The sequence below is a fragment of the Brevibacterium sp. Lmc1 genome (assembly GCF_057654315.1).
This window is the reverse complement of the sequence record NZ_CM172803.1, coordinates 4,071,334-4,096,223: the sequence shown is the minus strand read 5'-3', so window position 1 is coordinate 4,096,223 and position 24,890 is coordinate 4,071,334. Positions and strand designations below refer to the sequence as shown.

The window sequence follows — 24,890 nt, the reverse complement described above, 5'->3', positions numbered from 1 at the left end:
CAGATAGGATCGGAAGAGACGAAGGAGGCCCGGATGACGCATCACCCGCAGATGATCCAGCCCGGTGGGATCCCGCCGGGAGGCGTGCCCGCGAAGAAACCGTCCGTGGTGCCGGGAATCCTCCTCATCATCGCCGGAGTCCTCGGCCTCGGGGTGGGACTGTGCATCCTCGTCATCCCGATGTTCCTGTTCCTCCTTGGCGGCGGTGGCAACGTCGACGCCTTCGACGATTTCGCCTCCGGCTTCTTCATCACCGGTTTCGTTGTGGCCGTGGTTTCCGTTCTGGTGCTGATCGCCGGGATCGTCCTCACCACCGTCGTCGCGCGGAAGCGGCGTCGAATGCGACCGCAGGTCCGGATGGTCAGGCCTCCTGGTGGGCCGCCGTTTCAGCAGACTCCCGGAGGACCTCCAACGCCGAGGCGATGATCGGCTGAGCGCCCGAACCGCGGCGGATGCCCGAGAGGATCTTCCGTGACGGCACCGGATCACCGCGCAGCGGCACGCGCACCACATCGAAGCCGTCCGGCAGGCGTGCCAGGCGAGGAATGAGCGCGACCCCGAGTCCCGCCGAGACCAACGACGCACCCGTCTCCCACTCCCGAGACTGATGGGCCTGTTCCGGTTGGAAACCGGCAGCCGCACACGCCGTGCGCACCAGACGGTGATACGGCGAACCCGCCCGGTCGAGGATCCAGGACTCCTCGGCGGCCTCGCTCAACGCCACAGCTGACTTCTCTGCCAGGCGGTGTCCGACGGGAACCAGCAGATCGAGGCGATCGCTGAACAGTGCCGACTGCTCGAAGCGGGGATCGCTGCGCGGCGGCAGCGGGTCGGTGGCCACGACCACGGCGACGTCGGCATGGTCGGAGATGAGAAGGTCGAAGCACTCCTCGGGGTCGGCTTCGATGATCGTGACCTCGGCACCCGGGAATCGCTCCATCACCGTCAGGGCTGTCGGTGGAAGCAGGGCGGCCGCGGCAGTGGAGAAGCCGCACAGTCGCAGCCGTCTGGTGCGCGTATCTCGACTGGTGCCGAGGCCGTCGAGCTCGCCTCGGATCTCCTCCCACCTGGTGAAGAGCTCCTGAGAGCGCTCGAGGAGGAGCTGACCGGCGCGGGTGAGGACGAGTCCGCGACCGCGCGGTTCGACGATGCGCACGCCGAGATCTTTCGACAGGCCTCTGAGCTGGTGGGATACGGCCGAAGGGGTGTATCCGAGGCGGTGTGCCGCCTCGGTGAGAGTGCCGACTTCGGCAAGGACCCGAAGGACGTGGAGACGCGGATCGATCATGCAATAGTATTGCATGTTTCGGATGAAGAAGATTCGCTTTTTTTCAGCAAACCTCTGGCGGACACTGGGGGCAGGAGCACGAACTCCACGGTCGCGGTCGGCGAAGGGGCCGACAGCAGGCGCGGCCGAGACACGACGAGGTGGTGGACGAATTGACTCTGGCGCCAGAGCAGAAGCGGACCGATTCCAGCACGAGCGGACCCGCTGGGTCGGGTGCGGCTGCCGGATCGGGCGGGCACGGCAGGACCGATATCGACCGGCTCATCGACGAACGTGTGCCCGGCTATTCGCTGGCGGCGCCGTTCTACATCAGCCCGGAGTTCTTCTCCCGCGATATCGAGGCGATCTTCGCCTCGACCTGGATCTTCGTTGCCTCTGCTGCCGAAGTGCCCGAGCCCGGTGACTATCTCACGGTCGACATCGGAGCCTACTCCGTCATCGTCATCCGCGATGACGACGGTGAGATCCGTGCCCACCACAATGTCTGCCGTCACCGGGGGACTCGCTTGCTCAATGACCTGTCCGGCTCGGTGGGCAACATCGTGTGCGGCTACCACCAATGGACCTACACTCCTGCCGGAGAGCTCATCTCTGCAGGCGTTCAAGCTCCCGGCTTCGACCGGAGCTGCTTCTCTCTGCGTTCGGTGAACCTCCGCGTCATCGGCGGGCTCATCTTCATCTGTCTCAGCCAGACTCCGCCCGACGATATCGACGAGGTGGCCGAGGTCATCGAGCCCTATCTGACCGGGCATGACATCGCCGGGACGAAGGTGGCCGCGCAGAGTGACCTCATCGAGGACTCGAACTGGAAGCTCGTCATGGAGAACAACCGTGAGTGCTACCACTGCGAAGCCGGCCACCCGGAGCTGACGTGCACGTTCTTCCCCACCTACGGCTACGAACCAGACGAGATTCCCAAACGCCTGCAGCCGGCGTACCAGCGGTACCTCGACGCCGAGGATCAGCTTCATGCCGACTGCGACCGCAACGGCCTGCCCTATGCCCTCGTCGAGGAGCTGAGCGGTCGGCCCACCGGATTCCGGATCGAACGGGCAGCTCTCGACGGACAGGGCGAGTCGTACACGATGGACGGATCGGCCGCCTCGGCGAAATTGTTGGGTGACCTCGACACCTTCGTTCTGGGCCGGGCCTCGCTGCACGTGCAGCCGAATATGTGGTTCCACGCGATGGGCGACCACGTGGTGACGTTCAGCCTGCTGCCGCTCGCCGAGGACAAGACGCTGGTGCGCACGACCTGGCTCGTCCACGCCGATGCGGAGGAGGGCGTCGACTACGAGCTCGACAACCTCACGACGGTGTGGCTCAAGACGAACGAACAGGACGCGACCTTCTGCGAACGCGGGCACCTGGGAATCTCGTCGCCGGCATATGTGCCTGGTCCCTACGCACCCACCGAATCGCAGGTCGATGACTTCGTCACCTGGTACATCGAACGGCTCAAGGCCCATAGAGAACAGCGGACCGTGCAGTTGGAAGGAGCTGAGCGACGATGAGGTACCGCCATTCGACATTTGCCCAGGCTGCATCCACGCCCGTGGGCAAGGCGACGTTCCGAGTGCCCACTCGGGGCAGGCGACCCGCAACCGCGGCCGCTGCCCCGCCGGTCTTCGATACGGCAGTCGAGCCCGCGCTCGCCGCGCCGGTCGACCGGGTGTCGGCAGAATCAGCTGGTCCCGTGCTCGCCGAACTTCAGCTCGATCCCGAACTGCTCACCGGTCCCGTCGAGGTCACCGGCATCACCCAGGTGACCCACGACGTGAAGACCTTCGAGCTGCGGGCGGGATGGATGAACGCGGTTGACTTCGCGCCGGGTCAGTACGTGACGATGCGCATCCCCGAGCTCGGCCTCGAGCGCTGCTATTCGATCTCCTCGGCGCCCTTCGGCACGAACATCTTCACCATCACGGTCAAGCGCGTTCCCGGGGGAGTGGTGTCGACCCATCTGCATGACAATGTGCGGGTCGGCGATCGGCTGCACGTGGACGGGCCGTACGGGCTGTTCAGCACGAGCTTCCATCAGGCCGAACGTCACCTCTTCCTCTCAGCCGGCTCCGGAATCACTCCGATCATGTCGATGGTGCGCAGTCTGTTGGCCAGACAGGGAGGGTTCGGCACGGACATCGTCTTCGTCCACAGCGCCTCGTCGCCGATCGACATCATCTTCCGTGCCGAGCTCGAACAGCTCGCCGAGGTCGCCGGAGTCAGCGTCACCATCCTGTGCTCCCGGGATTCCGAGGCCGAGACCTGGACCGGTCGGCGGGGTCGGATCGATGCGTCCACCCTCGCCGAGGTGGTCCCCGACGCGGCCGACCGCGAAGCCTTCGTGTGCGGGCCGGGTCCGTACATGGACGCGGTGCGGCCCCTGCTCGCCGAGGCGGGGGTGGCATCGGCGCGGATGCATGAGGAGTCGTTCGTCTTCGCCACTTCACCTGCCGATCGTTTGGCCAAGGCCGGTGCGAGAGCCAAAGCTGCCGGAGTCGGCGTCGTCGGCGGTACTGGAGTGAGCCACGTCGTCGAGTTCGCGGTCTCCGGGCGCGTGGTCGACTGCGATGAGTCCACGACCGTCCTCGACTCTGCTCTGGACGCCGGATTGTCCGTGCCCTCATCCTGCTCGGAAGGCGCGTGCGGAACCTGCAAGTCTGTGCTCATCAGCGGCGAAGTCGAGATGAAGCATGCGGGCGGAATCCGTCCGAAGGAGATCGCCGCAGGAAAGTTCCTGCCCTGCTGCTCGACTCCGCTGACCGACATCGTCGTCGACAGGTGAGCTGCCTGCTCAGTGCTTGAGCTTCGTCTCCTTCAGCCCGTAGGTGCCCAGCACATAGGGTTCGAAGCCGACGACATCCCGGCTCATTCCGTACAGTGCTCGCTGGTAGGCGATCGGTACGATCGGGGCCTCGTCGGCGACCTGCTGCTGGATCTGGGCGTAGAGCTCGTTCTGCTTCTCCGGATCCTCTTCGGCCACGGCCTCCTCCGCCCATTTCTCCACCTTGGGATTCGCGTAGCCGGAACGGATTCCCGAGTCGTCGGTGACGGCGAGGAAGTTGATCATCTGCGAAGTGTCAGAAACGTCGGAGGTCGCATAGCTGACCTGAACTTGGAAGTCGCCGTTCGTGCGGTTCGTCGTCAGAGTCGCGTCGTCGAGCTTTTGGACGTGAACGGTCAGGCCGATGTCCTGCCACGCCTGCTGGGCGATCTGCGCCAGCAGCTCACGATCGGCGACACCCGAGGGAATCTGGATGGTGATGTCGATACCGTCTGGATGATCCGACTCCTTGACCAGCTGCTTGGCCTTCTCCATGTCGAACTGGCTGCTGTCGACCTTGTCCGCATGACCGGCGAGGCCCGGTGAGATGAACGAGGTCGCGGGCTCAGCGTAACCGGCGTAGACCACCTCGACGATGGACTTGCGATCGACCGCATACGACATGGCACGTCGCAGCTTGGGATCGTCGAGGCCCTTCTCCTTGTTGTTGATGTTGAAATAGAGGATCTTCGTTGAGGTGAACGCCTGGGCATTGATGTCCTGTGAGCGCGAGAGCTGACTCATGCTCAATGGAGCAGGCTCCTGATTGATGTCGGCCTGGCCGCCCTGCAGCTGCAGGCGACGAGTGTTGTCATCGGCGACGACGTTGAAGGTCACGGAATCCAGAGAGGGGACGCCGTCCTCCCAGTAGTCCGGATTCTTCACCAGCTCGAGGCTCTGTCCCTTATTCCAACTGCCGACCTCGAACGGCCCGGTGCCGTCTGCGTGCGCTGCCATGTACTCGGCGTCGTGTCCGCCGAAGTCATCGGGGTAGATCGATGCCGCGAACAGCGCCATATAGCTGGGCAGGGGACCCCACGGCTGCTTCAGGTCAATGCGCACCGTGTGGTCATCGACTTTCTTTACGTCTTTGATCGGGTCGAATTCGGCTGCCCAGAGATTGTTCTCATCCTCCTGATCCCGCGCATAGTTCAGGGAGAAGACGACATCGTCGGCGTCGAGGGTCTTGCCGCTGTGGAATTTCACTCCCTCGCGCAGGTGGAAGGTCCAGGACATCTTGTCCTTCGATTCCTCCCAATCGGTTGCCAGCCCCGGTTCGACCCCGGACCCGTCGGGTTTGTTGAGCGTGAGAGTCTCGTAGACCTGCTGGAGCGTCCAGATGTCTTCATTCTGGGTCGTCGTGGGCGGCAGCAGAGTTGTGGCATCGGCGGCGCGAGCGAAGACGAGGTCGCCTCCGGGTCGGGCAGTCTTCTCTCCTGATGAACTGCACCCTGCGAGGACCAGGAGGCAGGCGCAGAGCGCGGCAGTCACCGCTGCGAATCTCGTGGCCATCACCCTTCCCCTCTTCGGATCCGATCGAGGTAAGCGCTGTCGAAGGTGGGTATCGCCTTCAGCAGTGTCTTCGTGTAGTCGTCGCGCGGGGACGTGAAGATCTCCTCGGTGGTGTTCTCTTCGACGAGACGTCCGTTGTGGATGACGTAGATCCGCTCGCACAGCTTCTTGACGACCGCCAGGTCATGGGAGATGAAGAGGATCGACAGGTCGAGTTCCTCGCGCAGTCGGGCGAAGAGTGCGACGATCTCAGCTTGAACACTGACGTCGAGGGCGGAGACGGCCTCATCGGCGACGATGATGCTGGGCTCGACGGCAAGCGCTCGGGCGATCGCCACTCTCTGTCTCTGCCCTCCAGACATAGCGGTCGGGGTGCGGTCGAGGAACTCCTCGGGAAGCCGCACCATCTCCATGAGCTCCGCACACCTGGCCCGCAGAGCGGCACCGGAAGCGAGACGATGATGGCGGATCACCTCGGCGAGCGTGGCCCGCACTGTATAACGGGGGTCGAGGGAGGCGAAGGGGTCCTGGAAGACCATCTGCACGATCCGCCACTGTGCGCTTGTGCGCTTCTGTGCGAATTCCCGACCGTCGACGCTCACCGTGCCGTCGTATTCGCGCTGGAGTCCGCAGATGACTCGGGACAGCGTCGACTTCCCCGAACCCGATTCGCCGACGAGTCCGACGATCTCGCCCGGGCGGACCTGCAGGTCGGCGGAATCGACCGCGGTGAAGGCGCGGTCACCACGTCCGAAGGTGACGGTGACGTTCTCGGCGCGCAGACCGCGCACCGACGCTGACGAAGGCTGAGTCTCGGTCTCGGTCATCGTGTCTCCTCGGCAAGGCCGGCATCGTCAACGCCCTCATCGATTCGCGGAGTCGCTTTCAGCAGTCGACGCGTGTACTCCTTCTGGGGATCGTCGAAGACCTCCTGCAGCACACCGTGTTCGACGATCTGCCCGTCCTTCATCACACTGATCGACGAGCACAGCTGAGCGACGACCGCGAGGTCATGGGTGACATAGAGCAGACCGAGGCCCTCGTCCTGCTGCATGGTGCGGAAGAGATCGAGCACCTGCGCCTGGATCGTCACGTCGAGCGCCGTCGTCGGTTCGTCGCAGAGCAGAACCTGTGGCTCCTGCGCCAACGCCGCCGCGATCATCACGCGCTGACGCATTCCACCCGAGAGCTGGAACGGGTAGTGCCTGGCTCTGCGGTCGGGATCGGTGATGCCGACACGGTCCATGAGCTCGACGGCGAGGTCGTGAGCCAGCTTCTTCGACAGTCCTCTGCGCTCGGCGATGGCATCGGTGATCTGGCGGCCGACCTTCATCACCGGGTTGAGCGCGATGGCCGGTTCCTGGAACACCATCGAGATGCCGGTGCCGCGGATGCGCTGGTCGAATCGTCCGCCCGGCCCGGAGCTGAGGATATTGCGACCGTCGAACCGGATCTCTCCGTCGACGACGGAGGCGCCGGGCGGGAGCATTCCGAGAATGCTGCGCAGCGTCATCGACTTGCCCGATCCCGATTCGCCGACGAGACCCATCGGCTCACCGGCCTCGAGGCTGATCGACACGTCGTCGAGGATCCGACGCCGTCCGGCCTCTCCGTCGATGTCGACGGTGAGGGAGTCCACTTCGAGGATGGGCATGGTCACCTCTTCGGCTTCAGCGTGTTCGTCAGTCCGTCGCCGATGAGCGCCAGCGCGAAGGACACGATGACGACGGCGAACCCCGGCCACAGGATGAGGCCGTAGTTGCCGGTGCCCATGTACTGCTGACCGTCATTCATCATCTGACCCCAGTCGGCGGTCGGTGGGACGATGCCCATGCCGAAGTAGCTGAGGGTGACGACGACGCCGATGTTGAGCACGATGTCACTCATCGCATAGATGACGCCCTGGCTGACGGTGTTCGGAATGATGTGGCGGGTGAGGATCCGGGGAGTGCTCAGACCCGAGGCACGACAGGCGGAGATGAATTCCTGCTCTCTCAGGACGAGCACCTCGCCGCGGACGATGCGGGCGTAGGCCACCCAGGACACGGCGCTGATGGCGACGAAGATGCTGCCCATTCCGTTGCCCATGACGAAGACGAGCACGATGACCAGGACGTAGAACGGGAAGGCCGAGACGATATCGGCCAGGCGCATGATGACGATGTCGACCCAGCGACCGAAGTACCCGGCCAGCGAACCGAGGGCCGTACCGAGGATGAAGGGCACGATGACGGCGACGACAGCGACGATGAGGTCGACGCGACCGCCGTGAAGGAAGCGGGAGAGGACGTCTCGCCCGAGCTGATCGGTGCCCAACGGGTGCGCGACCGAAGACGGGGCGAAGGTGTTGAGCAGGTCCTGCCGATTGGGGTCGTCGGTGACGAAGAGCGGTCCGACGGCGAGCAGCAGCACCATCGCACCGAGAATGAACGCACCGATCCACAGCTGCAGATTGTGCCGTCGCAGGAATGCCGGCAGGGGAAGCGTGAACCGCGCGGTCGGCGTCGCTCGGGACGCAGTGCCGCCGCGAGTCCGCGGCGGTTTCCCGTTGAGGCCACCGGCACCGGTCGCCGTGGGGGAGGTCATCGGTTCGCTCATCATGCCCCCAGCCGCACGCGTGGATCGACGATGCTGTAGACGACATCGGTGAGCAGGTAGACGAGGACGACGAGGACACCGAAGATCACAGTCAGCGCCTGCACGACGTCGTAGTCGCGAGCGAGGACGGCTTCCATGAGGAGTGAGCCGACACCGGGGATCGCGAAGACGTTCTCGACGACGAGGGCACCGCCGACGAGGTGACCGACCTGGATGCCGAGGATCGAAACACCTGTGATTCCGGCGTTGCGGAAGGCATAGTCGATCACCGTCCGCTTCCTGCTCAGTCCCTTCGACAGGGCGAAGTTCGTGTACTCGGCGGACATCGAATCGTTCAGTGCCGCCGTGAGGCTGCGGATGAGCACGGGGCAGATCGTCAGCGCGACAGCGAGACCGGGCAGGACGAGGGAGTAGAGGTGCTCTCCGAAGTTGCTGCCGTAGCCGCCGACCGGGAAGATGCCCAGGTTCACCCCGAGGACGAGGATGAGCAGGGTGCCGACGAAGAAAGCCGGCATGCCCTGGACGGTGGCGGCGAAGACCCTGGACACGATCGCCGAGGCGGCAGATCGTTTCGCCGCCACCCACAGTGACAGCGGGACGGAGATGACGACAGCGAACACCAGAGACACGAGCATGAGCAGCAGGGTGGCCGGCATCCGCAGCTTCAGCAGCTCGAGGACGGAGGTCTGGAAGATGAATGACTGTCCGAAGTCACCGACGAGGAGGCCCGCGAGGAACTGGAAGTACTGGATGATCATCGGTTCGTTCAGGCCCCAAGCCTGACGAAGCTGAGCGACGTTCTCCGGAGTGGCTTTATCGCCGAGGTATGCGGCTGCGGGATCGCCGGGAGCCAGCTTCATGAGGATGAAGGACAGCGTGGCGACACCGAGGACGATCGGAATCATCAGCAGCACACGCCGGAGGATGTACTTGCCCACACCCACCCCTTCGCAGTGTGACCTGGATTACACCTGTCATTCTATTCGCAATATTGCTTGTCGCGGTGGTCCGGGACGCGGCGTGTCGACCTCTACGCAGCGGCGATGGCGGAGACGATCGCCTGGATCTGCGGAATGAGTTCCTCGAGGGTGCGGCCCTGCCTGTTCAGCCACTGATCGAGCTGCGCGGCGGACAGAACTGCCATGACCGCCTCGGCGCGGGTCCGAACCGGATCGGACGGGTTCGCATCTGTCGGCTCGGGGGCCGTGGGCGTCCACATCTCGGCGATGAGGATCTCCACGTGGCGACGCCAGAAGGGGTAGCTCTGCCGGTCGAACCGGCCTTTCGGCGAGCTGCTCTCGGTGAGCAGGACGAGGTCGAGGTTGCCGGCGATGTGGCGCAGGTACGCATCGACGAAAGCGGTGAGGCGCTCGCCCCCTGGAGCACCCGGGCCCAGGGGCGGAGGGCCCTGGAGCATGCGAGCGTGCATGTCCCGGACCCGGTCGTCGAGCAGAGCCGAGGCAATCCCAGGCTTGTCGGTGAAGTTGCGGTAGAGAGTGCCTTTGCCGACCCCCGCCCGCCGGGCCAGCTCATCCATCGTCAGCCCGTCCACTCCCTTGTCGGCCACGAGGTCGGTCGCGGCATCGAGGATTTTGCGCCGATTGCGCTGCGCATCGGCGCGCAGCGGAGCCTGCGAGGGGACCAAAGGGAGGAATTTCTCGTTTCCTCTTCCATAAGCGGACTGCAGTCCGTTAATGTCGTTCATATACGGACTATAGTCCGGATCGGATTCGACTTCGAGGAGGCAGCAATGACATCGATCATCGTCAATGAACACGGGGGACCTGAGAAGTACGAGGTCACCGACGACTCACCAGAGGGTGCCGCTGCGCCGGCCGACGGACAGCTGCAGGTCAGCCTGAGTCTGGCCGGGGTGAACTTCCTCGACGTCGTCCAGCGCCGCGCCGCCCTGCCCACTCCCTTCCGCCCCGGAGTCGAAGGTGTCGGCACGGTCACCGCCGTGGGTGCCGGAGTCGACGGCTTCTCCGTCGGCGACCGCGTCGGCTGGATGACCGGCGGACAGGGCAGCTTCTCATCCACAGCTCTCGTCAGGTCGGACAAGGCCGTGCCGCTGCCGGATGACATCGATGATGAGACCGCTGTTGCGGCACTCATGCAGGGCATCACCGCCCACTACCTGATCACTGACACCTACCCGGTCGCATCCGGCGAAGTCGTCCTCATCCACGCGGCCGCTGGCGGACTCGGTCAGCTGCTCACCCAGATTGCGGTGCTCAAAGGTGCCACGGTGATCGGCACGACCTCGACCGAAGAGAAGGCCGAGATCGCCCGAGCCAATGGCGCCGCCCACGTCTTCGGCTACGACGACTTCGCTGAGAAGGTCCGGGAGGTCTCAGATGGAGAAGGAGCCTCGGTGATCTTCGACGGCGTCGGCGCGACGACCTTCGAAGGCGACCTCAAGGCCCTGCGCACGCGCGGGACCCTCGTTGTCGTCGGCAATGCCAGCGGCCCCGTTCCCGCCGTCGACGTCAACACCCTCAGCGCCTCAGGCTCCCTCTTCCTCACCCGACCGACCGTCGTTGACCACGCCAGGACGCCCGAGGAGCTGCGCTCGCGCACCGACGAGATCTTCGAATGGATCCGCAGCGGAGACCTCACCGTTCACATCGGCGACCGGTTTCCCCTCACCGAGGTGGCCGCCGCCTTCACAGCACTCGAATCCCGGGCGACGACCGGAAAGATCATCCTCGAACACTGATCGAGGAGGAGCAGAGACTCAGCGCAGCACGAACCCGGGCACGAGATCATCGAGCGGGTCGACCTCGAACGTCGAGGTGGCCACCCGGTAGGCGCTGCCGGTGACGACCGGGACGACGCTGTCATCGGTCTCTTCGAGCACTCGCGCCCGGAACGTCGTGCCGACGATCGACTCATGGACGAGCGTCTGCCCCGGGCGAAGCTCACCGGCGGCGTGGAGAGCGGCGACTCGAGCTGCCGTTCCCGATCCGCACGGCGAGCGGTCGACCTGACCGTCGGCGAAGACCGTGACATTGCGCTGATGCAGTTCGCCGCCGGGCAGAGTGCCGAACCGGTCGACGAAGATCGTGCCGTACACCCCGGAGAGCCGGTCATCCTCGGGGTGGACGGTGTCCGGATGATCGGCGAGACCCGCCTTTATCTCCCGGCCCACGGCGATGAGCGCGGTGAGGTTCTCGGGCACGACTTCGCAACTCACCTCACCGAGGCGGCCCACCTCGTCGGCCTGAGAGGAACCGGCGGCAGCACCCAACTGAGCGACGTCGACGAGCGCATAGATCGCCCCGCCCCACGCGAGGTCGACCGTCACCTGGCCCAGGCTCGTGTCCACCGTGATGCCAGAGGCGATGAGTCGGCTGGGCACGTTGACGAAGTCCACCGAGGTGGCCCGCCCCTCGGCGTCCGTGTGCACCTGCGCGCGCACTCGACCCGAGGGCACGTCGATCGTGACCTCCGTGGTCCCGGACGGATCGACGGCGACGATCCCGGAGGACACCGCCCATGCGCCGAGCGCCATCGTCCCGTGGCCGCAGGCCGTGGAGAAGCCGTCCTTGTGCCAGAACAGGACCCCGAAGTCAGCCCCGTCGTCATCGGGTTCGGTGATGAATCCGCCGTACATGTCCGCATGACCGCGCGGCTCGAAGCACAGCAGCCTGCGCAGATCATCGACTTCCGAGCCCGGCACGGCCAGTTCCCGCCGTTCTGCCACGCTCGCGCCGGGGATCTCGACCGGGGGTTCGGCGACGATTCGGAACGGTTCGCCGGCAGTATGGAAGTCCACACTCGTGCAGATCGTGCTCACAGCCCCATTCCCACTCTCAGCCCTTCCAACACCGCCGCATGCACATTGCGGGAGGCGACGGCATCACCGATACGGTACAGCGTGAATGGGTGCCCCGCCTCAGCGGAGGTGGTGGCGGAGGTGGTCGTCGGTTCCGCGACTGCCGTCGCACCTGGGTGAGTGCCCGTCGCACCGACGTATCCCGGCTGCGGACGTCCGTGGACCCACGCCTCGAGGTCCGTCGCCCCGTGGTTCGTCGATCGCGACTTGAGCTCGAAATAGACCTCATCATTGGGCGTCGTCCCGAAATCGACGACCACGGCATCGGTGACGACCTCTGCCTCCCGATCCGAATAGTCGTTGCGCAGCACCGCCACGATCTCCTTCCCCTCGATCCGCGGCTTCCGGCTCAGGCGCTCGCCGAGGCGGACCTCGACTCCGAATTCGGAGAACACCTGAAGGTAGGCGGGAGAGTTCATCGACCCCACGTCGATGCCGATGGTGCGTTCGGGGCTGACATAGGTGACCTGCTGGCCGGCTCGGGCCAAGCGTTCGACGGCGTCGAGCGCCGGGTAGAACCCGTGGTCGTCGAAGACGAGCACCCGCTGCTTCGACCTGAGCCGGTCGTCCATGACGTCCCAGACGTCGAAGCTCGGGCCCTGCTCACGGAAGGGATACCCGGCATCGGGAACCCCTCCGGTGGCGACGATGACGACGTCGGGGTCGAGTGCGAGGATGTCGTCCGCCTCGGCGAAGGTGTTCAGTCGCAGGTCGACACCGTGCTTCCGGCATTGCTGGACACGCCAGTCGATGATGCCGATGAGATCGCGGCGGCGCTGCGAGCGAGCGGCGATGCGGACCTGCCCGCCGGGGGCGTCCTCGGCCTCGAGCAGGGTCACCCGGTGACCGCGCACGGCCGCGACACGGGCGGCTTCGAGCCCGGCCGGACCGGCGCCGATGATGACGACATGCTTGGGTCCGGTCGTGACGTCGTGGGGAACCTCCTGCGGCAGATCGGCCTCCCGGCCGGTAGCGGGATTGTGGATGCAGGTGGCCGAACCGGAGGTGTAGATGGAGTCGAGGCACATGTTGGCGCCGACGCAGGGACGGATATCGTCCTCACGTCCTTCGGCCACCTTGCGCGCCAGGTGAGGGTCGGCCAGCTGCGCCCGGGTCATCCCGACGAGGTCGAGGCAGCCATCGGCGATCGCGAACCGGGCGGTCGCGGCGTCGGAGATGCGTGCGGCGTGGAGGACGGGGATGTCGATGGCCTCGCGGATGCGACGGCAGGTCTCGAGCCAGGGGGCCGAGGGGGTGCCCATGCCGGGGATCGCCTCGGCGAGCTGACGGTCCGAGTTGATCATCCCGACGTTGAGGTTGAGGAAATCGATGCCGTGATCGGTGTAGGTCCGGAGGATCTCGGTGGCCCTCGCTTCGTCCATGCCGTCTTCGCGGCGCTCGTCGACGGCCATGCGGATGCCGAGGACGAAGTCGTTGGGAACTGATGCACGCACGGCGTCGATGATGCGCATCGGGAACTTGATGAGATTCTCCAGTTCGCCGGAGTACTCGTCGTCGCGGTCGTTGAGCCACGGGGCGAGGAAGGAATCGAGCAGGTGACCGGCGTGCATGACCTCGAGTCCGTCGAATCCGGCGGCGGCGACGCGTTCGGCGGCGGACGCGAAGTCCGCGACGATGCGATCCATATCGAAGTCCTCGAGCGCCTTGGTAAACGACCGGTGCGCAGCCTCCCGGGTCCGAGAGGCCGAGACCAGCGGCAGCCAGTCGCCGGCGAAGTTCGAGGATCGGTGGCCCAGATGGGTCGCCTGGATCATGATCGCCGCGCCCTCGTCGTGGCAGTCGTCAGCGATCGCGGACAGCCACGGAACCACCTCGTCGGTGGACAGGTCGATATTGCCGAACGCGGCAGGGGAGTCCTTCGACACGATGGCCGAACCGCCGATCATCGTCAGACCGACACCGCCGCGGGCCTTCTCCCGGTGATAGAGGCGGTAACGGTCCTTCGGCATGCCGAGTTCGGTGTACGCGGGCTCGTGCGAGGTCGAGACGATGCGGTTGCGCAGCGTGAGTCTGCCGAGTTCGAAGGGCTGGAGCAGCGGATCGGCGGACACGTCGGTCGCAGACGTGGTCGGTGCGGGTGTGCCGGTTGCGGGGTCGGCGGTCATGGGTTCCTCCTTCATTGCAGGAACGTCACTGTGGGTTCGACTCCGTGGGGAGTCCGGGTGGGTAATCGATTACCGACTACTTAGTTCAATGGTGCGATCTCGCGGTTATGCTGTCAATAGTCGCCGACCACGATTCGAAGGGGAGTGTGCGATGGAGCGAGTGAGACCGCAGGCCGAATCTCTGCGTGAACAGGCACTGGGCATCATCCGCGATGCCATCACCTCAGGTGAGCTCGCCGAGGATCGCATCTATTCGGCAGCGGGCCTGGCCAAGCAGCTCGGCATCTCACTCAGCCCGGTGCGCGAGGCGATGATGGCGCTCGTCACCGAAGGGACCGTCGAGGCCGTGCCCAATCGCGGCTTCCGTCTGGTCACCATCACCGAGGCGGACCTCGAGGAGATCATCGCCATCCGCGTTCTTCTCGCTGTCCCCGCCGCCCGCAGTCTGGCCGAGGCCGGCAGCGATGACATCGTCGGTCGCGGCCTGAGAGCTGACGGTGTGCAGGCGGTGACGGACGGTTCGGTGGCCGAGACCGGCGAGGCAGCGACCAAATCCGAGGCGATCGTCCGACTGCGCGAATTCGCCGAGGCGACCGTGGACGCGGCCGAGGCCGGCGAGTTCGCCGATTTCTACACGCAGGACCGCAGGTTCCATGAGGCTCTGCTCGAGCACGGCCTCGGCGGGCGTGCCGCCGCGATCAGTCTGCGCCTGCGCGATCAGTCACGCCTCTACCGGCACCAGGATCAGATCGGGGCCATCGCGGTCGATTCCGCTCGCGAGCTGCCGAGGATCGTCGACCTCATCGAGTCCGGGGACGCCGCCGAGGCGGCCGACCTCGTCACGTCGAACCTCTACTTCTTCAAACGCGTCCCGGCCACAGCCGACAGCGAAGGCTGATTCGTCACTGTCAGAACGGCCCAGTTTCGGCTGAGTAGCCCAGTTTCGAACATGGGCTGCTCAGCTCAGAGTGGGCTGGTTGTCTCAATCGGCTGTAGTGCGAGCCGAGAAACGACGAAACGACGCTGGGCCGCCCCGAAACGGGACGGCCCAGCGTCGTTTCACTCGATCAGGTATCGCAGTCGATCAGGTTCTCACCTCGATCAGGCGGGTGCCTTGTCGGGGTCGATGTCGACGATCGGCATGGACTCGATGTCCATATCCGGGTTGTCGGCCTGAGTGCGAGCCAGCTCCTCGGCCTCCTCGTGGGTGTTCACCGTCGGGAACGAGCCCGGCAGCGGTCGGTGCGCCGATTCCTTCATGAGCAGCACGGCGACGAGTGCGACGACCGAGAAGAACATGATGTAGAACGCGGGCATGTACGAGTTGCCGGTGACATCGATGAGCGCCTGGGCGAACAGCGGCGTGGTGCCGCCGAACAGAGAGACGCCGAGGTTGAACGTCAGGCCCATCGCACCGTAGCGCGACGCGGTCGGGAACAGCGCCGGCAGGGTCGAGGCCAAGCAGGCGATGTAGAACCCGGCGGGCAGGGCGACCATGAACAGAGCCACCATCACTGCCCACATCTCACCGATCTGCATGACGGCGAACGCGGGAACGATGAGGACGATCGTCATGATGGCTGCTGCCAGGAAGACGAACTTGCGGCCCATCTTGTCGGAGAGTTTGCCGATGAGCGGCAGGCACAGCGACATGACGACGAGGACCGGGATCGTGGCCACGGCCGCCTGGACATTCGAGACCTTGACGGTCTCCTCCAGGTAGGTGGGCATGAAGCTCGTCAGCGCGTAGCCGACCGTCTGGGAGCCTGCGACGACGGCGATGCCGATGAGGATCTCTTTCCAGAAGTGACGGATGACGCCGATGAGGCCGTGGCGGGCGTACTTGTCGTCCTTGACCTTGACGTCGCGGCCGGCTTCCTCGCTCGATTCGAAGCTCGGGGTCTCCGGGATCTTCAGACGGAACCAGATGGCGACGGCGCCGAGCGGGATGGCGATGAGGAACGGGATCCTCCAGCCGCCGTCGAGCATGGCGTTCTCGCCGTTGATGGACGTGGTGATCACGGTCGTGAGAGCCACGGTTCCGGCACCGGCGGCGAAGCCCAGGTAAGAGCCGACATCGAGCCAGGAAGCCCAGTAGCCGCGGGACTTGTCCGGAGCGAACTCCGAGACATAGGTGGTGGCACCGGCGTACTCGCCGCCGGTGGAGAAGCCCTGGATCATCTTGAGCAGGTAGAGGGGGACGATCACCCACAGGCCGACCTGGGCCGCGGTGGGCAGGACGCCGATGAGGGCGGTGGCGGTGGCCATCGTGGCCATCGTGAAGAACAGGACCTTCTGGCGGCCGATCTTGTCACCTAGCGGTCCGAGCACCATGCCGCCGAGCGGGCGGACGAGGAAGGACACGGCGAAGCCGAGGAGGGTCACGAGCAGACCCATCTGTCGGTCCATGCCTTCGGTGAAGACGGAGGTCATCGTCACGGCCAGGTAGCCGTAGACGCCGAAGTCGAACCATTCCATGAAGTTGCCGACTGTGGTGCCGCCGATGGCGGTGCGGATCGATTTGGTTTCGACGACGATGCAGTCATCGGCCTCGAACCGCTTCTGTTTCTTTATTGCACGCCGTTCCTTGCGGGTCGGCTTCTTGTCTTTCTGCGCGGGTCTGTCGTGGCCTTCTGACATCAGTGGTTCCTCGTTTCAGCTGCTGCTAGGCAAGTTGCAGGGCCGAGTCGCCGGAATGGTGCGAACTCTGCGCGGCAGTTGCTGTCGGATTTCGACAATGCAGAACATCCTTGCTTGGTACTCAGGGAGTGTCAATAAAAATTGTGACACAGTTCACGACGAATGCGCCGGATGGCAGATAGCTTCGTTGAAATTCGTCCAGTGGTCCAGAAAATACGCAAGAAAGATGTTGCCTAATTCGCAGTGTCACTTGTCCAGTGGCGTTGTCAGCTGAGACCGGCGGGCATGGGGCGGACGGTGACTGCGCGGAGATCAGTTCCTGACGACGCGATAGGTCGCGAGGCCGGGATCGACGGCGCCGCGGACGTGGCCGGACGGACTCGCCGCCACGGCCTGGAGGAAGTCGACGGTGTCGGCCGTGATCTCCTCGCCGGGCAGGACATTGGGGATCCCGGGCGGGTACGCGGCCAGCGAGCTCACGCTCACCCGTCCGACCGCCTCGGCGGCGGTGACGAGTTCGGAATCGGCGAAGTACGCCTCACGCGGTGTCATCGCCAACCGGCCGGCCGTCGGCAGCGGCGGGAGGGCGGCTGCCGGGCTCGTCGCCGTGGCGGAGTCCGCGGTTTCGAGTCGCATGATCTCCAGGGCGTCGATGAGGCGGCCGATGTCCGGGGACTTGCCGATGCCGATGAGGGCGACGAGGGTGGTCGCCGTCGACATCTCGGGGAAGATGTCGAATTCCTCGGCCAGGCGTTTGCGCACCGTGTGACCGTCGAGTCCGGTCGCGGTGATGTCGATGGGCAGGCGGAACGGGTCGATGTCGACGACGTCGGCATGACCGAGGAACTCGCCGGACAACAGGTGGTAGCGGTCGGTGGCTTCGATCTGCGCACGGATGTGGCGGATGTTCTCCAGCGAATCCGTGATCGCCTCGGTCGAGGTCATGAGTGCGCGGCGGGCGAGGTCGATCGAAGCCATGAGATGGGCGTTCTCGCTCGTCGAAGCGGTCATCATAAAGGCCCGGGCCAGCGCCGGTTCGAGGCGATCGGCGAATTCGGTGTCGCCAAGGTGGAGGAGCGCGGACTGGGTGAGCGAGCCTGCGAGTTTGTGCGTGCTCATGATGACGATGTCGGCGCCCTGGGTGACGGGGGAGGCCGGCAGGTCAGGGTGGAAGCCGAAGTGGGCACCCCAGGCGGCGTCGACGATCAGTGCCGCACCTGCTTCGTGGGCCGCCTCGGCGAGGGCTTCGACGTCGGCCACAGCGCCGAAGTAGCTCGGGGTCACGAGGTAGACGGCGATCACCGGCTCGGGGTGATTGCGGATGGCCAGGCGCAGGGCGTCGGGGGTAACACCGTGGGCGATGCCGTTGACTTCGTCGACGTTGGGGTAGACGAAGCCGGGGTTGAGCCCGGCCAGCACGATTCCGTCGATGAAGCTCGAATGCGCGCTGCGCTGGGCGACGACGCCGGACCCGAGGGTGCCGATGGCCAGGGCGGCCATGCGGTTGCCCTGCGAGGAGCCATTGGTGAGGAACCAGGTGCGGCGGGCGCCCCAGGCCTCGGCGGCCAATTGCAGGGCTTCGTCCTTCGGGGTGTCGACGCCGAGGTCGATTCCGTCGAAGAGCGGGGGGATGTCCAGGGAGAGGGTGTGCTCGCCGAAGAATTCGGCTTGACCTGCGGAGATGCCCTCGGTCGTGCCTCCGTGTCCGGGGGTGGACAGGAACAGCGAGTTGCGGTCGGCCGCGTGCGCCAGAGCTTCGGCATAGGGCGCGCGTGACTGCGTGAGGGCAGGATGCATCGGCGACCCCGAGGAGGAGTGCGGGGCCGGGGGCATGGGGGAGTCCTGGTGCACGGTCATGCGTCCAGATTAAGGAGGCGAGCAGGTACGAGAGAATAGCAACTTTCCTCTGTTGCTCTATAGTCAGTATTGAACTCAATGGGGGATATCAATGGAACCACTCGATACCCGCGGCCTCACCGCTCTGCGCGCCGTGGCCGACACCGGATCCGTCGCCGCGGCCGCTGCCGCGCTGCAGTGGAGCCAGCCGACGGTCAATCATCATCTGCGCAATCTCGAGCGTGCCCTCGGCGCGACTCTGCTCGATCGCACACCGCGCGGATCACAGCCGACGACCGTGGGCAGCCTCGTGGTGACCCGAGCCGTGGAGATCCTCGGACTGTGCCAGCGCCTCGGCGCCGAGGTGGCTCTCTGGCGGGAATCTCAGGCCGTGCCGGTGCGCATCGGGGCCGTGCCCACCGTCGGTGCTCGCGTCATCCCGCGCCTCCACGATCAGCTGCAGGCTCGCCCGAGGTGGCAGACCCGTGACGAGGCGGTCGCCGGCGACCGGACCGACGTACTCACCGCGGCCCTGGATGTGACGATGGACGAGCACGCGAAGCTCGTCTCCCGGCTCGAGTCCGGGGACCTCGACCTCGCACTGCTCGTGTCGACCGATCTCGACCGCACGTGGATCCCGGCGACGCTGACCGCCGCCCACCTGTATTCGGAGCGGCTGTTCCTGTGCGTGCCGCGCTCGATCGGGCCGATCGAGCGCGATTCCCACGGTATGCCCGACCTCGCCGCGCTCGTGTCGCAGACCTGGGCGTTCAGCATCGACCCCGGTGACGCCATCGACGAGGTGGTCCGCTCCTTCTGTCTGAGTGCTGGGTTCGAACCCCGCGTGGGGATGCGGATGGATGACTATGCGGCCATCAACCGGATGATCTCGGCCGGTCTGGCGGTGGCGATGATCCCCGAATCATCACTGTCGACCGACCCGGACATCACCGTCATCCCGATGCCGCTCAGCGACTGCCGCCGTGACGTTCTGCTGGTATCGCGGTCGTCGCGGCCGCAGGGGCGCACCCGTCACGATCCGATCGTCGATGCGCACAATTCCGCCATCGCCGAGGTGGTCGCCGACGTCCGCACCGTCACCCGGCAGTGGCGGTGACGGTGCGGTTTCAGAGTGGCGGGAAGCTGAGAGCCTGAGCGTAGTGGTTAGGGTAGGCTCACCAATGTGAAAGTCGCCTCGAATGCCGTCCGCACGTCCACATTCACTCGTCGTTCCCTCCTCGGAGGGGTGGCCGGACTCGGGTCCGCACTCCTCCTCTCCGCCTGCTCGAGCGGCGGGTCGCCCACGACAGGGTCCTCCGCCTCGGCGGGGAAAGGCGGGGCGCCGAGCCGCATCGTGGCGACCTCGACCGGGCACCTCGACCACTGCCTGGCTCTGGGAGTCATGCCGGTGGGCATGACCGTCGCCGTGGCCGAGGCGACTAACAGCAGCGGGATCCCCGATTTCCTCAAAGACGAGTTCGGCAAGGAGTTCGACCTCGACGCGATCGAAGTCGTCGGGGAGCGGACGAACCCCGACCTCGAGAAGATCGCCGAGCTCAAACCCGACCTCATCCTCTCGAACAAGCGTGCCGAGACGAAGCTCGAACAGGAGCTGACGGGCATCGCCGAGGTGGTCAAGACCAACGGCGGGTCAGAGAACTTCAAAGACGATCTGGGGATCGTCGCGGGGGCACTCGGGCAGGGAGCGAAGGGACGAACGCTGCTCGAGGACTACGAGAAGCGTGCGCGGGACTGGGGAGAGAAGCGCGGAACGAAGGACAGTGTTTCGCTTGTGCGGTCGAAGGGGGATCAGTACCTCTACTTCGGCAAGCACTCCCTGGCGAGCATCGTCGCCGAGGACTCCGGGATGATCCGGCCGAAGTCCCAGCGCTTCGATGACAAGCCCAGCCATGAGCTCTCGCTCGAGAAGGTCGAGATGCTCGACGCCGACTGGCTCTTCCACGCCTTCCCCGGGGGCAAGGCCAGTCCCACCGAGTCAGAGCTGTGGAAAGGGCTGGACGTCGTCGAGGCGGGGCATGCGTTCCCGGTCGACGTCGACCCGTGGTTCCTCAACGCCTCGGTCGTTGCGGCGAACCGGGTGCTCGACGACATGCAGAAGTTCATGGCCTGAGGCCGGGGTAGACGGCAGGACGCGTGCCCTACAGCGCGAGGATCGCGGGCACCGTGAGCACGGCGACGTAGTAGCCCATGAACTGGACGCCGGCGTGCATGCCGATGAACCGGTTGAACAGTCCGCCGACGAGGCCGACGGTGATCGTCACTCCGAGCGCCAGCAGACCGCCTTCGTAGAGGCAGATGACGCAGATGAGAGCCGCGAACCCGGCGATGATCGCCTCGTGGGAGACCGATCGCATCACCCAGGTCGCCGCTCGGTGAGCGTTCGTCATCACGAATGGGTAGGCGATGGCGACCGCGATGACCGCCGCGATCACAGAGAAGAGCGCGAACTGTCCGGTCGTGAGCAGGTCGTGGAGGTTGTTCGTCGTCCCTGACTCGGCGTCGAGGGTGTAGACCGGCGGCGCGTTGAACAGGGGTGCCGCGGGTCCGGCGGCCACGGGTGACAGAGGCAGGCCGATCGCGATGAGCGGGATGAGGGTCTCTGCGATATAGGTCGACTCGGTGGTCGCGTTGCGCACCGTGGCCACCGTCGTCAGCCGGTGGTAGCCGTTCTTGATCCGGCTGCCGACGATCTCGCCCATGAGCACGGCCATGGCCACGGGTGAGAAGACGAAGGTCGCCGAGGTGATCGCCGCAGATCCTGTCGTATACGTCAGCTGTGTGCGATCGAGGGTTCTCAGCGGATTCGGGATCCGCCCTCCGGCGCGCGGAACGTCGGGGGCAAGGGCGAATTCGCGTTTGCCCTCCTGTCGCATCGCCTTTCTGCCGGCGGGGGACAGTGTGGCGAAGAGGTCGAAGATGAGTGGACCGGTGGCGATGCCGAGGAAGAAGGACGTCGTGAACGTCGCGTCCTTCTGGTCCATGATGACCGCCTGCAGGCCGTTGATGAGCAGGACGAAGGGGATGAGGGCGACGACGGCGGCGAGCTTGCCTTTCGACGTGTACGCGACGAGGACGGCCGCGGCCACGAAGATCCACGGCGCCACGGACTCGATGCCCTCGGCGAAGGGAGTGAGAACGAGGGCGAAGAGGGTGGACAGCGGAATCGCGATGATCACGGCGATGACGCCGCCGGAGATCGCCTTCTGCAGGGCCAGATGCGGCACGCCCAGGGCACGCAGAAGTTGGGCTTCGCGCAGCATCGGCACCGCGGTGGTGTCACCGGGGATGCCCAAGAGCGTCGTCGGCACCGCATGGGAGATGTGCTTGGCGATGACCGCGGCGAGGAAGAATGAGATGACTCCGGCAGGCGGAACGCCGAGGAGGATGACGAGCAGAGCGATGGGAGCGACCGTCGCCGTCTCATCCGTTCCGGAGATCAACCCGATTCCGGTGAACAGCACAGCGGCGAGCACCGCCATGCCGATCGCCCAGAGGATGGGTTCGAGAAGGTCCGCGCTCACTGCTGTTCGTCCGTCTTCCGTGCGCCGCTGCCGTCATCGGCGGCGTGGCTCCGATGGTTCTCGAGGAGGGCGTCGAAGAGACCGAGCGCCCGCACCTCGGCCTGCACAGCCTCGGGGAGTTCGCGCGGATCGCCGAGGTCGCCGTACTCTTCGACGATCTCGTCGATGATCTCCTGCCGGCTGCGGGTGTCGGTCGTCGGGCTCGTGATCACGCGTTTGGGTTTGAACAGGAGCCCGGTGATCACGGCGCCGAGGATGCACCCGAGAATCCCGATGAGCAGAGCATAGGAGTGGCCGAGTTCCGTCTGGCCGGCCGCGGCGAAGAGACGGTCGGCGACGAGATGGGCGGTGACCGCGATGCCGACTGAAATGGCGATGCCGCCGGTGAGGTGTCGGGAGTCGACGGTGTCGTTCCACACTTCGATCAGGTGCGGCATCCTTACCCGCCTTCGGCTCGATGGTGATTGCTACTGAGTCAGGATACCCACCTCAGAGTCGGTGCCGGACGGATCGACGTCCGCCCGGCACCCCATGATTCTCGATGAGGCGCTCGCCGGCGCCTCATCGGTTCAGCTCGTCAGCCGGCCGCGGGTGCTCCCGCGTGCTCGGGTTCGCGCACGACGGGCAGCTCGCACGTCGTCGGAGCGACCTGCCGGTAGCCGGAGAGGAACGTGTCGAGGCGTTCGATCGCCTCGGTGAGCACCTCGACGGACGGCAGGGTGACGAGTCGGAAGTGGTCGGGCTTGGGCCAGTTGAAAGCCGTGCCGTGGGAGACGAGGATCTTCTGTTCGCGCAGCAGGTCGAGGGCGAACTGCTCGTCGTCGGTGATGCCGAACTTCTCGACATCGAGCTTTGCGAACATGTACAGCGCACCGTCAGCCCGGTGGGCCGAGACGCCGTCGATCGAGTTGAGCCCCTCGTAGGCGACCTGCATCTGCGCGCCGAGGCGGCCGGTCGGCAGAACGAGGTCGTCGATCGACTGCTTCCCGCCCAGGGCCGCTTGGATTGCGTGCTGGGCCGGAACGTTCGAGCACATGCGCATATTCGCGAGCAGCTTGATGCCCTCGAGGTAGCTGTGCGCCTCGTCCAGCGGTCCGGTGATCGCTAGCCAGCCGGAACGGTAGCCGGCGACCCGGTAGGCCTTCGACAGTCCGGAGAAGGTCAGGCACAGAACGTCGTCGCCGGTGAGAGTGGCCATGTTGACGAGTTCGACGCCGTTGTAGGTGATCTTCTCGTAGATCTCGTCGGAGAAGACGATGAGACCGTGACGGCGGGCGATGTCGGCGATCTTCTGCAGCGTCTCCTTCGAGTACACCGCACCGGTCGGGTTGTTCGGGTTGATGACGACGATTCCGCGGGTGCGTTCGGTGATCCGGGATTCGAGGTCGTCCAGGTCCGGCTGCCAGGCGTCTTCTTCCGCGCAGCGGTAGTGGACGGGGGTGCCGCCGGACAGCGCCACCGAGGCGGTCCACAACGGGTAGTCGGGTCCGGGCACGAGGATCTCGTCCCCCGGGTTGCACAGGGCCTGCAGACTGAGCGTGATGAGCTCGCTGACTCCGTTGCCGAGGAAGACCTCGTCGGTGCCGAGATTGTGGATGCCGCGGGTCTCGTAGTATTGGACGACGGCGCGGCGGGCGGAGAGGATTCCCCGCGAGTCGGAGTAGCCCTGCGTCACGGGCAGGTTCGCGGCGATGTCCTGGACGATCGCCTCGGGCGCTTCGAATCCGAAGGGGGCAGGGTTGCCGATGTTGAGCTTGAGGATCGTGTGCCCGGCGGCTTCCATCGCCTGGGCCTCTTCGAGGACGGGTCCCCGGATGTCATAGAGGACATTGGCCAACTTCGACGACTGCCTGAACATGTGAACCGAAAAACCTTTCATACGACTGCTGCTACATCCACGCTAGGACCCCCGCCGAGGTGGTTCTGACCAAACAGAGGCCCGTTTCCCAGACCTTTGCTCGGTTCGGAGGACCGTTGTGCAGACCTTTTGCAACAGGGCCTCACGATACTCTGGGGAGCATGGCGGATGTGAAGCCGGGGCCTCGTCGAAGGGGGCGCCCCCGTAAGGAAAACGGCAGTGAGGCGCGGACAGCGATCACCGATGCCGCCTCGGCCGAGTTCGCTGAGAAGGGCTACGACAAGGCGTCGATCCGTGGAATCGCCCGTCGCGCCCAGGTCGACTCCGCACTCGTCCACCACTATTTCGAGTCCAAGGCCGGCCTTTTCGCGGAAGTCGTCAAGCTTCCCGTGCGGCCGGACCGCATCATCCGCTCGGCCTTGGACGTCTCGGTCGACCGCCTCGGAGAGTCTCTCGTGCACACGGTGCTCAGCGCCTGGGAGCAGACAAGCGTGAAGTCGATCGGGGTGACCGTTCTGCGTTCTGCGGTGAGCGATTCGGCAGCCGGCCGACTGATCAGACAATTTCTCCTGCGCGAGCTCAAAGGAGCAGTGGCGGGAAGGATCGCGGACGGAGGCGTCGACCGCGCCGAAGCAGATTTGCGGGCCACGCTCGTCCTCACGCAGATGGCGGGTGCGCTCATGTTTCGCCATGTCCTCGAACTCGAACCGCTGGCATCGATGCCGGTCGACGACCTCACTGCGCGTCTGGCGCCGGCGGTGCAGGGCCATCTCGATGGAGTCGGCGACTCGATGTGAGCCCGAACGGCGGCCGTGCAGGTACCGCTCA

22 protein-coding genes are annotated in these 24,890 nt (G+C 65.4%); 8 read left to right on the top strand and 14 right to left on the bottom strand.

Features of this window, described 5'->3' with window-relative positions; all coding sequences use genetic code 11:
* Positions 1 to 33: 33 nt before the first annotated feature.
* Positions 34 to 426, top strand: coding sequence for a hypothetical protein (locus AC239G_RS18350; RefSeq protein ID WP_487489475.1), 393 nt, complete (start codon positions 34 to 36; stop codon positions 424 to 426).
* Here the strand turns inward: AC239G_RS18350 and AC239G_RS18345 are convergent.
* Entirely contained in the window at positions 362 to 1,288 is a 927-nt protein-coding gene (locus tag AC239G_RS18345; protein ID WP_139909412.1) for a LysR family transcriptional regulator, read from the bottom strand. The genes AC239G_RS18350 and AC239G_RS18345 overlap by 65 nt on opposite strands.
* Before the next feature lie 152 nt (positions 1,289 to 1,440).
* Here AC239G_RS18345 and AC239G_RS18340 point away from each other — a divergent pair, with 152 nt between their 5' ends.
* The gene (locus tag AC239G_RS18340; RefSeq protein WP_487490127.1) at positions 1,441 to 2,802 is read left to right on the top strand and encodes an aromatic ring-hydroxylating oxygenase subunit alpha; all 1,362 of its coding nucleotides are present in this window, start codon (positions 1,441 to 1,443) and stop codon (positions 2,800 to 2,802) included.
* Entirely contained in the window at positions 2,799 to 4,073 is a 1,275-nt protein-coding gene (locus AC239G_RS18335) for an FAD-binding oxidoreductase (RefSeq protein ID WP_487489474.1), read from the top strand. The genes AC239G_RS18340 and AC239G_RS18335 overlap by 4 nt, the downstream gene beginning before the upstream one ends.
* A gap of 9 nt (positions 4,074 to 4,082) precedes the next feature.
* Here AC239G_RS18335 and AC239G_RS18330 read toward each other — a convergent pair whose 3' ends face one another.
* The 6 genes from AC239G_RS18330 to AC239G_RS18305 all read right to left on the bottom strand — a co-directional run bounded on the left by AC239G_RS18330 (position 4,083) and on the right by AC239G_RS18305 (position 9,927).
* Positions 4,083 to 5,624 (bottom strand): ABC transporter substrate-binding protein, encoded by a 1,542-nt coding sequence (locus tag AC239G_RS18330; protein WP_487489473.1) that lies wholly within the window; start codon positions 5,622 to 5,624, stop codon positions 4,083 to 4,085.
* Complete coding sequence (locus tag AC239G_RS18325) at positions 5,624 to 6,451, bottom strand: ABC transporter ATP-binding protein (RefSeq protein WP_487489472.1); 828 nt, start codon at positions 6,449 to 6,451, stop codon at positions 5,624 to 5,626. The genes AC239G_RS18330 and AC239G_RS18325 overlap by 1 nt, the downstream gene beginning before the upstream one ends.
* Positions 6,448 to 7,278, bottom strand: coding sequence for an ABC transporter ATP-binding protein (locus AC239G_RS18320; protein ID WP_487489471.1), 831 nt, complete (start codon positions 7,276 to 7,278; stop codon positions 6,448 to 6,450). Before AC239G_RS18320 ends, AC239G_RS18325 begins: the two co-directional genes overlap by 4 nt.
* A 2-nt stretch (positions 7,279 to 7,280) precedes the next feature.
* On the bottom strand, positions 7,281 to 8,210 hold the full coding sequence (locus tag AC239G_RS18315) for an ABC transporter permease (RefSeq protein ID WP_482400989.1): 930 nt from the start codon (positions 8,208 to 8,210) through the stop codon (positions 7,281 to 7,283).
* An 11-nt stretch (positions 8,211 to 8,221) separates the two neighbouring features.
* Entirely contained in the window at positions 8,222 to 9,160 is a 939-nt protein-coding gene (locus AC239G_RS18310; RefSeq protein ID WP_139467525.1) for an ABC transporter permease, read from the bottom strand.
* Positions 9,161 to 9,252: 92 nt separating this feature from the next.
* On the bottom strand, positions 9,253 to 9,927 hold the full coding sequence (locus AC239G_RS18305; RefSeq protein WP_139467524.1) for a TetR/AcrR family transcriptional regulator: 675 nt from the start codon (positions 9,925 to 9,927) through the stop codon (positions 9,253 to 9,255).
* Positions 9,928 to 9,972: 45 nt separating this feature from the next.
* Here AC239G_RS18305 and AC239G_RS18300 point away from each other — a divergent pair, with 45 nt between their 5' ends.
* Positions 9,973 to 10,941, top strand: a complete 969-nt coding sequence (locus AC239G_RS18300) for a quinone oxidoreductase family protein (protein WP_139467523.1) — start codon at positions 9,973 to 9,975, stop codon at positions 10,939 to 10,941.
* Positions 10,942 to 10,959: 18 nt separating this feature from the next.
* Here the strand turns inward: AC239G_RS18300 and AC239G_RS18295 are convergent, their stop codons facing one another.
* Positions 10,960 to 12,021, bottom strand: a complete 1,062-nt coding sequence (locus AC239G_RS18295) for a proline racemase family protein (RefSeq protein WP_482400988.1) — start codon at positions 12,019 to 12,021, stop codon at positions 10,960 to 10,962.
* Complete coding sequence (locus tag AC239G_RS18290; RefSeq protein WP_216657156.1) at positions 12,018 to 14,186, bottom strand: oxidoreductase; 2,169 nt, start codon at positions 14,184 to 14,186, stop codon at positions 12,018 to 12,020. Before AC239G_RS18290 ends, AC239G_RS18295 begins: the two co-directional genes overlap by 4 nt.
* Before the next feature lie 151 nt (positions 14,187 to 14,337).
* Between AC239G_RS18290 and AC239G_RS18285 the strand changes: the two genes are divergently transcribed.
* Positions 14,338 to 15,084, top strand: coding sequence for a GntR family transcriptional regulator (locus AC239G_RS18285; RefSeq protein ID WP_487489470.1), 747 nt, complete (start codon positions 14,338 to 14,340; stop codon positions 15,082 to 15,084).
* Positions 15,085 to 15,287: 203 nt separating this feature from the next.
* Here the strand turns inward: AC239G_RS18285 and AC239G_RS18280 are convergent, their stop codons facing one another.
* Both AC239G_RS18280 and AC239G_RS18275 read right to left on the bottom strand, forming a co-directional pair.
* On the bottom strand, positions 15,288 to 16,826 hold the full coding sequence (locus AC239G_RS18280; RefSeq protein WP_139909402.1) for an MFS transporter: 1,539 nt from the start codon (positions 16,824 to 16,826) through the stop codon (positions 15,288 to 15,290).
* A gap of 312 nt (positions 16,827 to 17,138) precedes the next feature.
* On the bottom strand, positions 17,139 to 18,683 hold the full coding sequence (locus AC239G_RS18275) for an aminotransferase class I/II-fold pyridoxal phosphate-dependent enzyme (RefSeq protein ID WP_487489469.1): 1,545 nt from the start codon (positions 18,681 to 18,683) through the stop codon (positions 17,139 to 17,141).
* 91 nt (positions 18,684 to 18,774) lie between these two features.
* Between AC239G_RS18275 and AC239G_RS18270 the strand changes: the two genes are divergently transcribed.
* On the top strand, positions 18,775 to 19,779 hold the full coding sequence (locus tag AC239G_RS18270) for a LysR family transcriptional regulator (RefSeq protein WP_487489468.1): 1,005 nt from the start codon (positions 18,775 to 18,777) through the stop codon (positions 19,777 to 19,779).
* A 66-nt stretch (positions 19,780 to 19,845) separates the two neighbouring features.
* Positions 19,846 to 20,793 (top strand): ABC transporter substrate-binding protein, encoded by a 948-nt coding sequence (locus AC239G_RS18265; RefSeq protein ID WP_487489467.1) that lies wholly within the window; start codon positions 19,846 to 19,848, stop codon positions 20,791 to 20,793.
* A gap of 28 nt (positions 20,794 to 20,821) precedes the next feature.
* Here the strand turns inward: AC239G_RS18265 and AC239G_RS18260 are convergent, their stop codons facing one another.
* The 3 genes from AC239G_RS18260 to AC239G_RS18250 all read right to left on the bottom strand — a co-directional run bounded on the left by AC239G_RS18260 (position 20,822) and on the right by AC239G_RS18250 (position 24,062).
* The gene (locus AC239G_RS18260; protein WP_487489466.1) at positions 20,822 to 22,204 is read right to left on the bottom strand and encodes a tripartite tricarboxylate transporter permease; all 1,383 of its coding nucleotides are present in this window, start codon (positions 22,202 to 22,204) and stop codon (positions 20,822 to 20,824) included.
* Positions 22,201 to 22,641, bottom strand: coding sequence for a hypothetical protein (locus AC239G_RS18255; RefSeq protein ID WP_139467518.1), 441 nt, complete (start codon positions 22,639 to 22,641; stop codon positions 22,201 to 22,203). The genes AC239G_RS18260 and AC239G_RS18255 overlap by 4 nt, the downstream gene beginning before the upstream one ends.
* Before the next feature lie 140 nt (positions 22,642 to 22,781).
* Entirely contained in the window at positions 22,782 to 24,062 is a 1,281-nt protein-coding gene (locus tag AC239G_RS18250; protein WP_139467517.1) for a pyridoxal phosphate-dependent aminotransferase, read from the bottom strand.
* 161 nt (positions 24,063 to 24,223) lie between these two features.
* On the opposite strand from AC239G_RS18250, the gene AC239G_RS18245 reads away from it, so the two are divergent.
* Positions 24,224 to 24,859 carry a TetR/AcrR family transcriptional regulator gene (locus tag AC239G_RS18245; protein ID WP_139909394.1) on the top strand — a complete coding sequence of 212 codons (636 nt, stop codon included), beginning with the start codon at positions 24,224 to 24,226 and terminating at the stop codon, positions 24,857 to 24,859.
* Positions 24,860 to 24,890 lie beyond the last annotated feature (31 nt).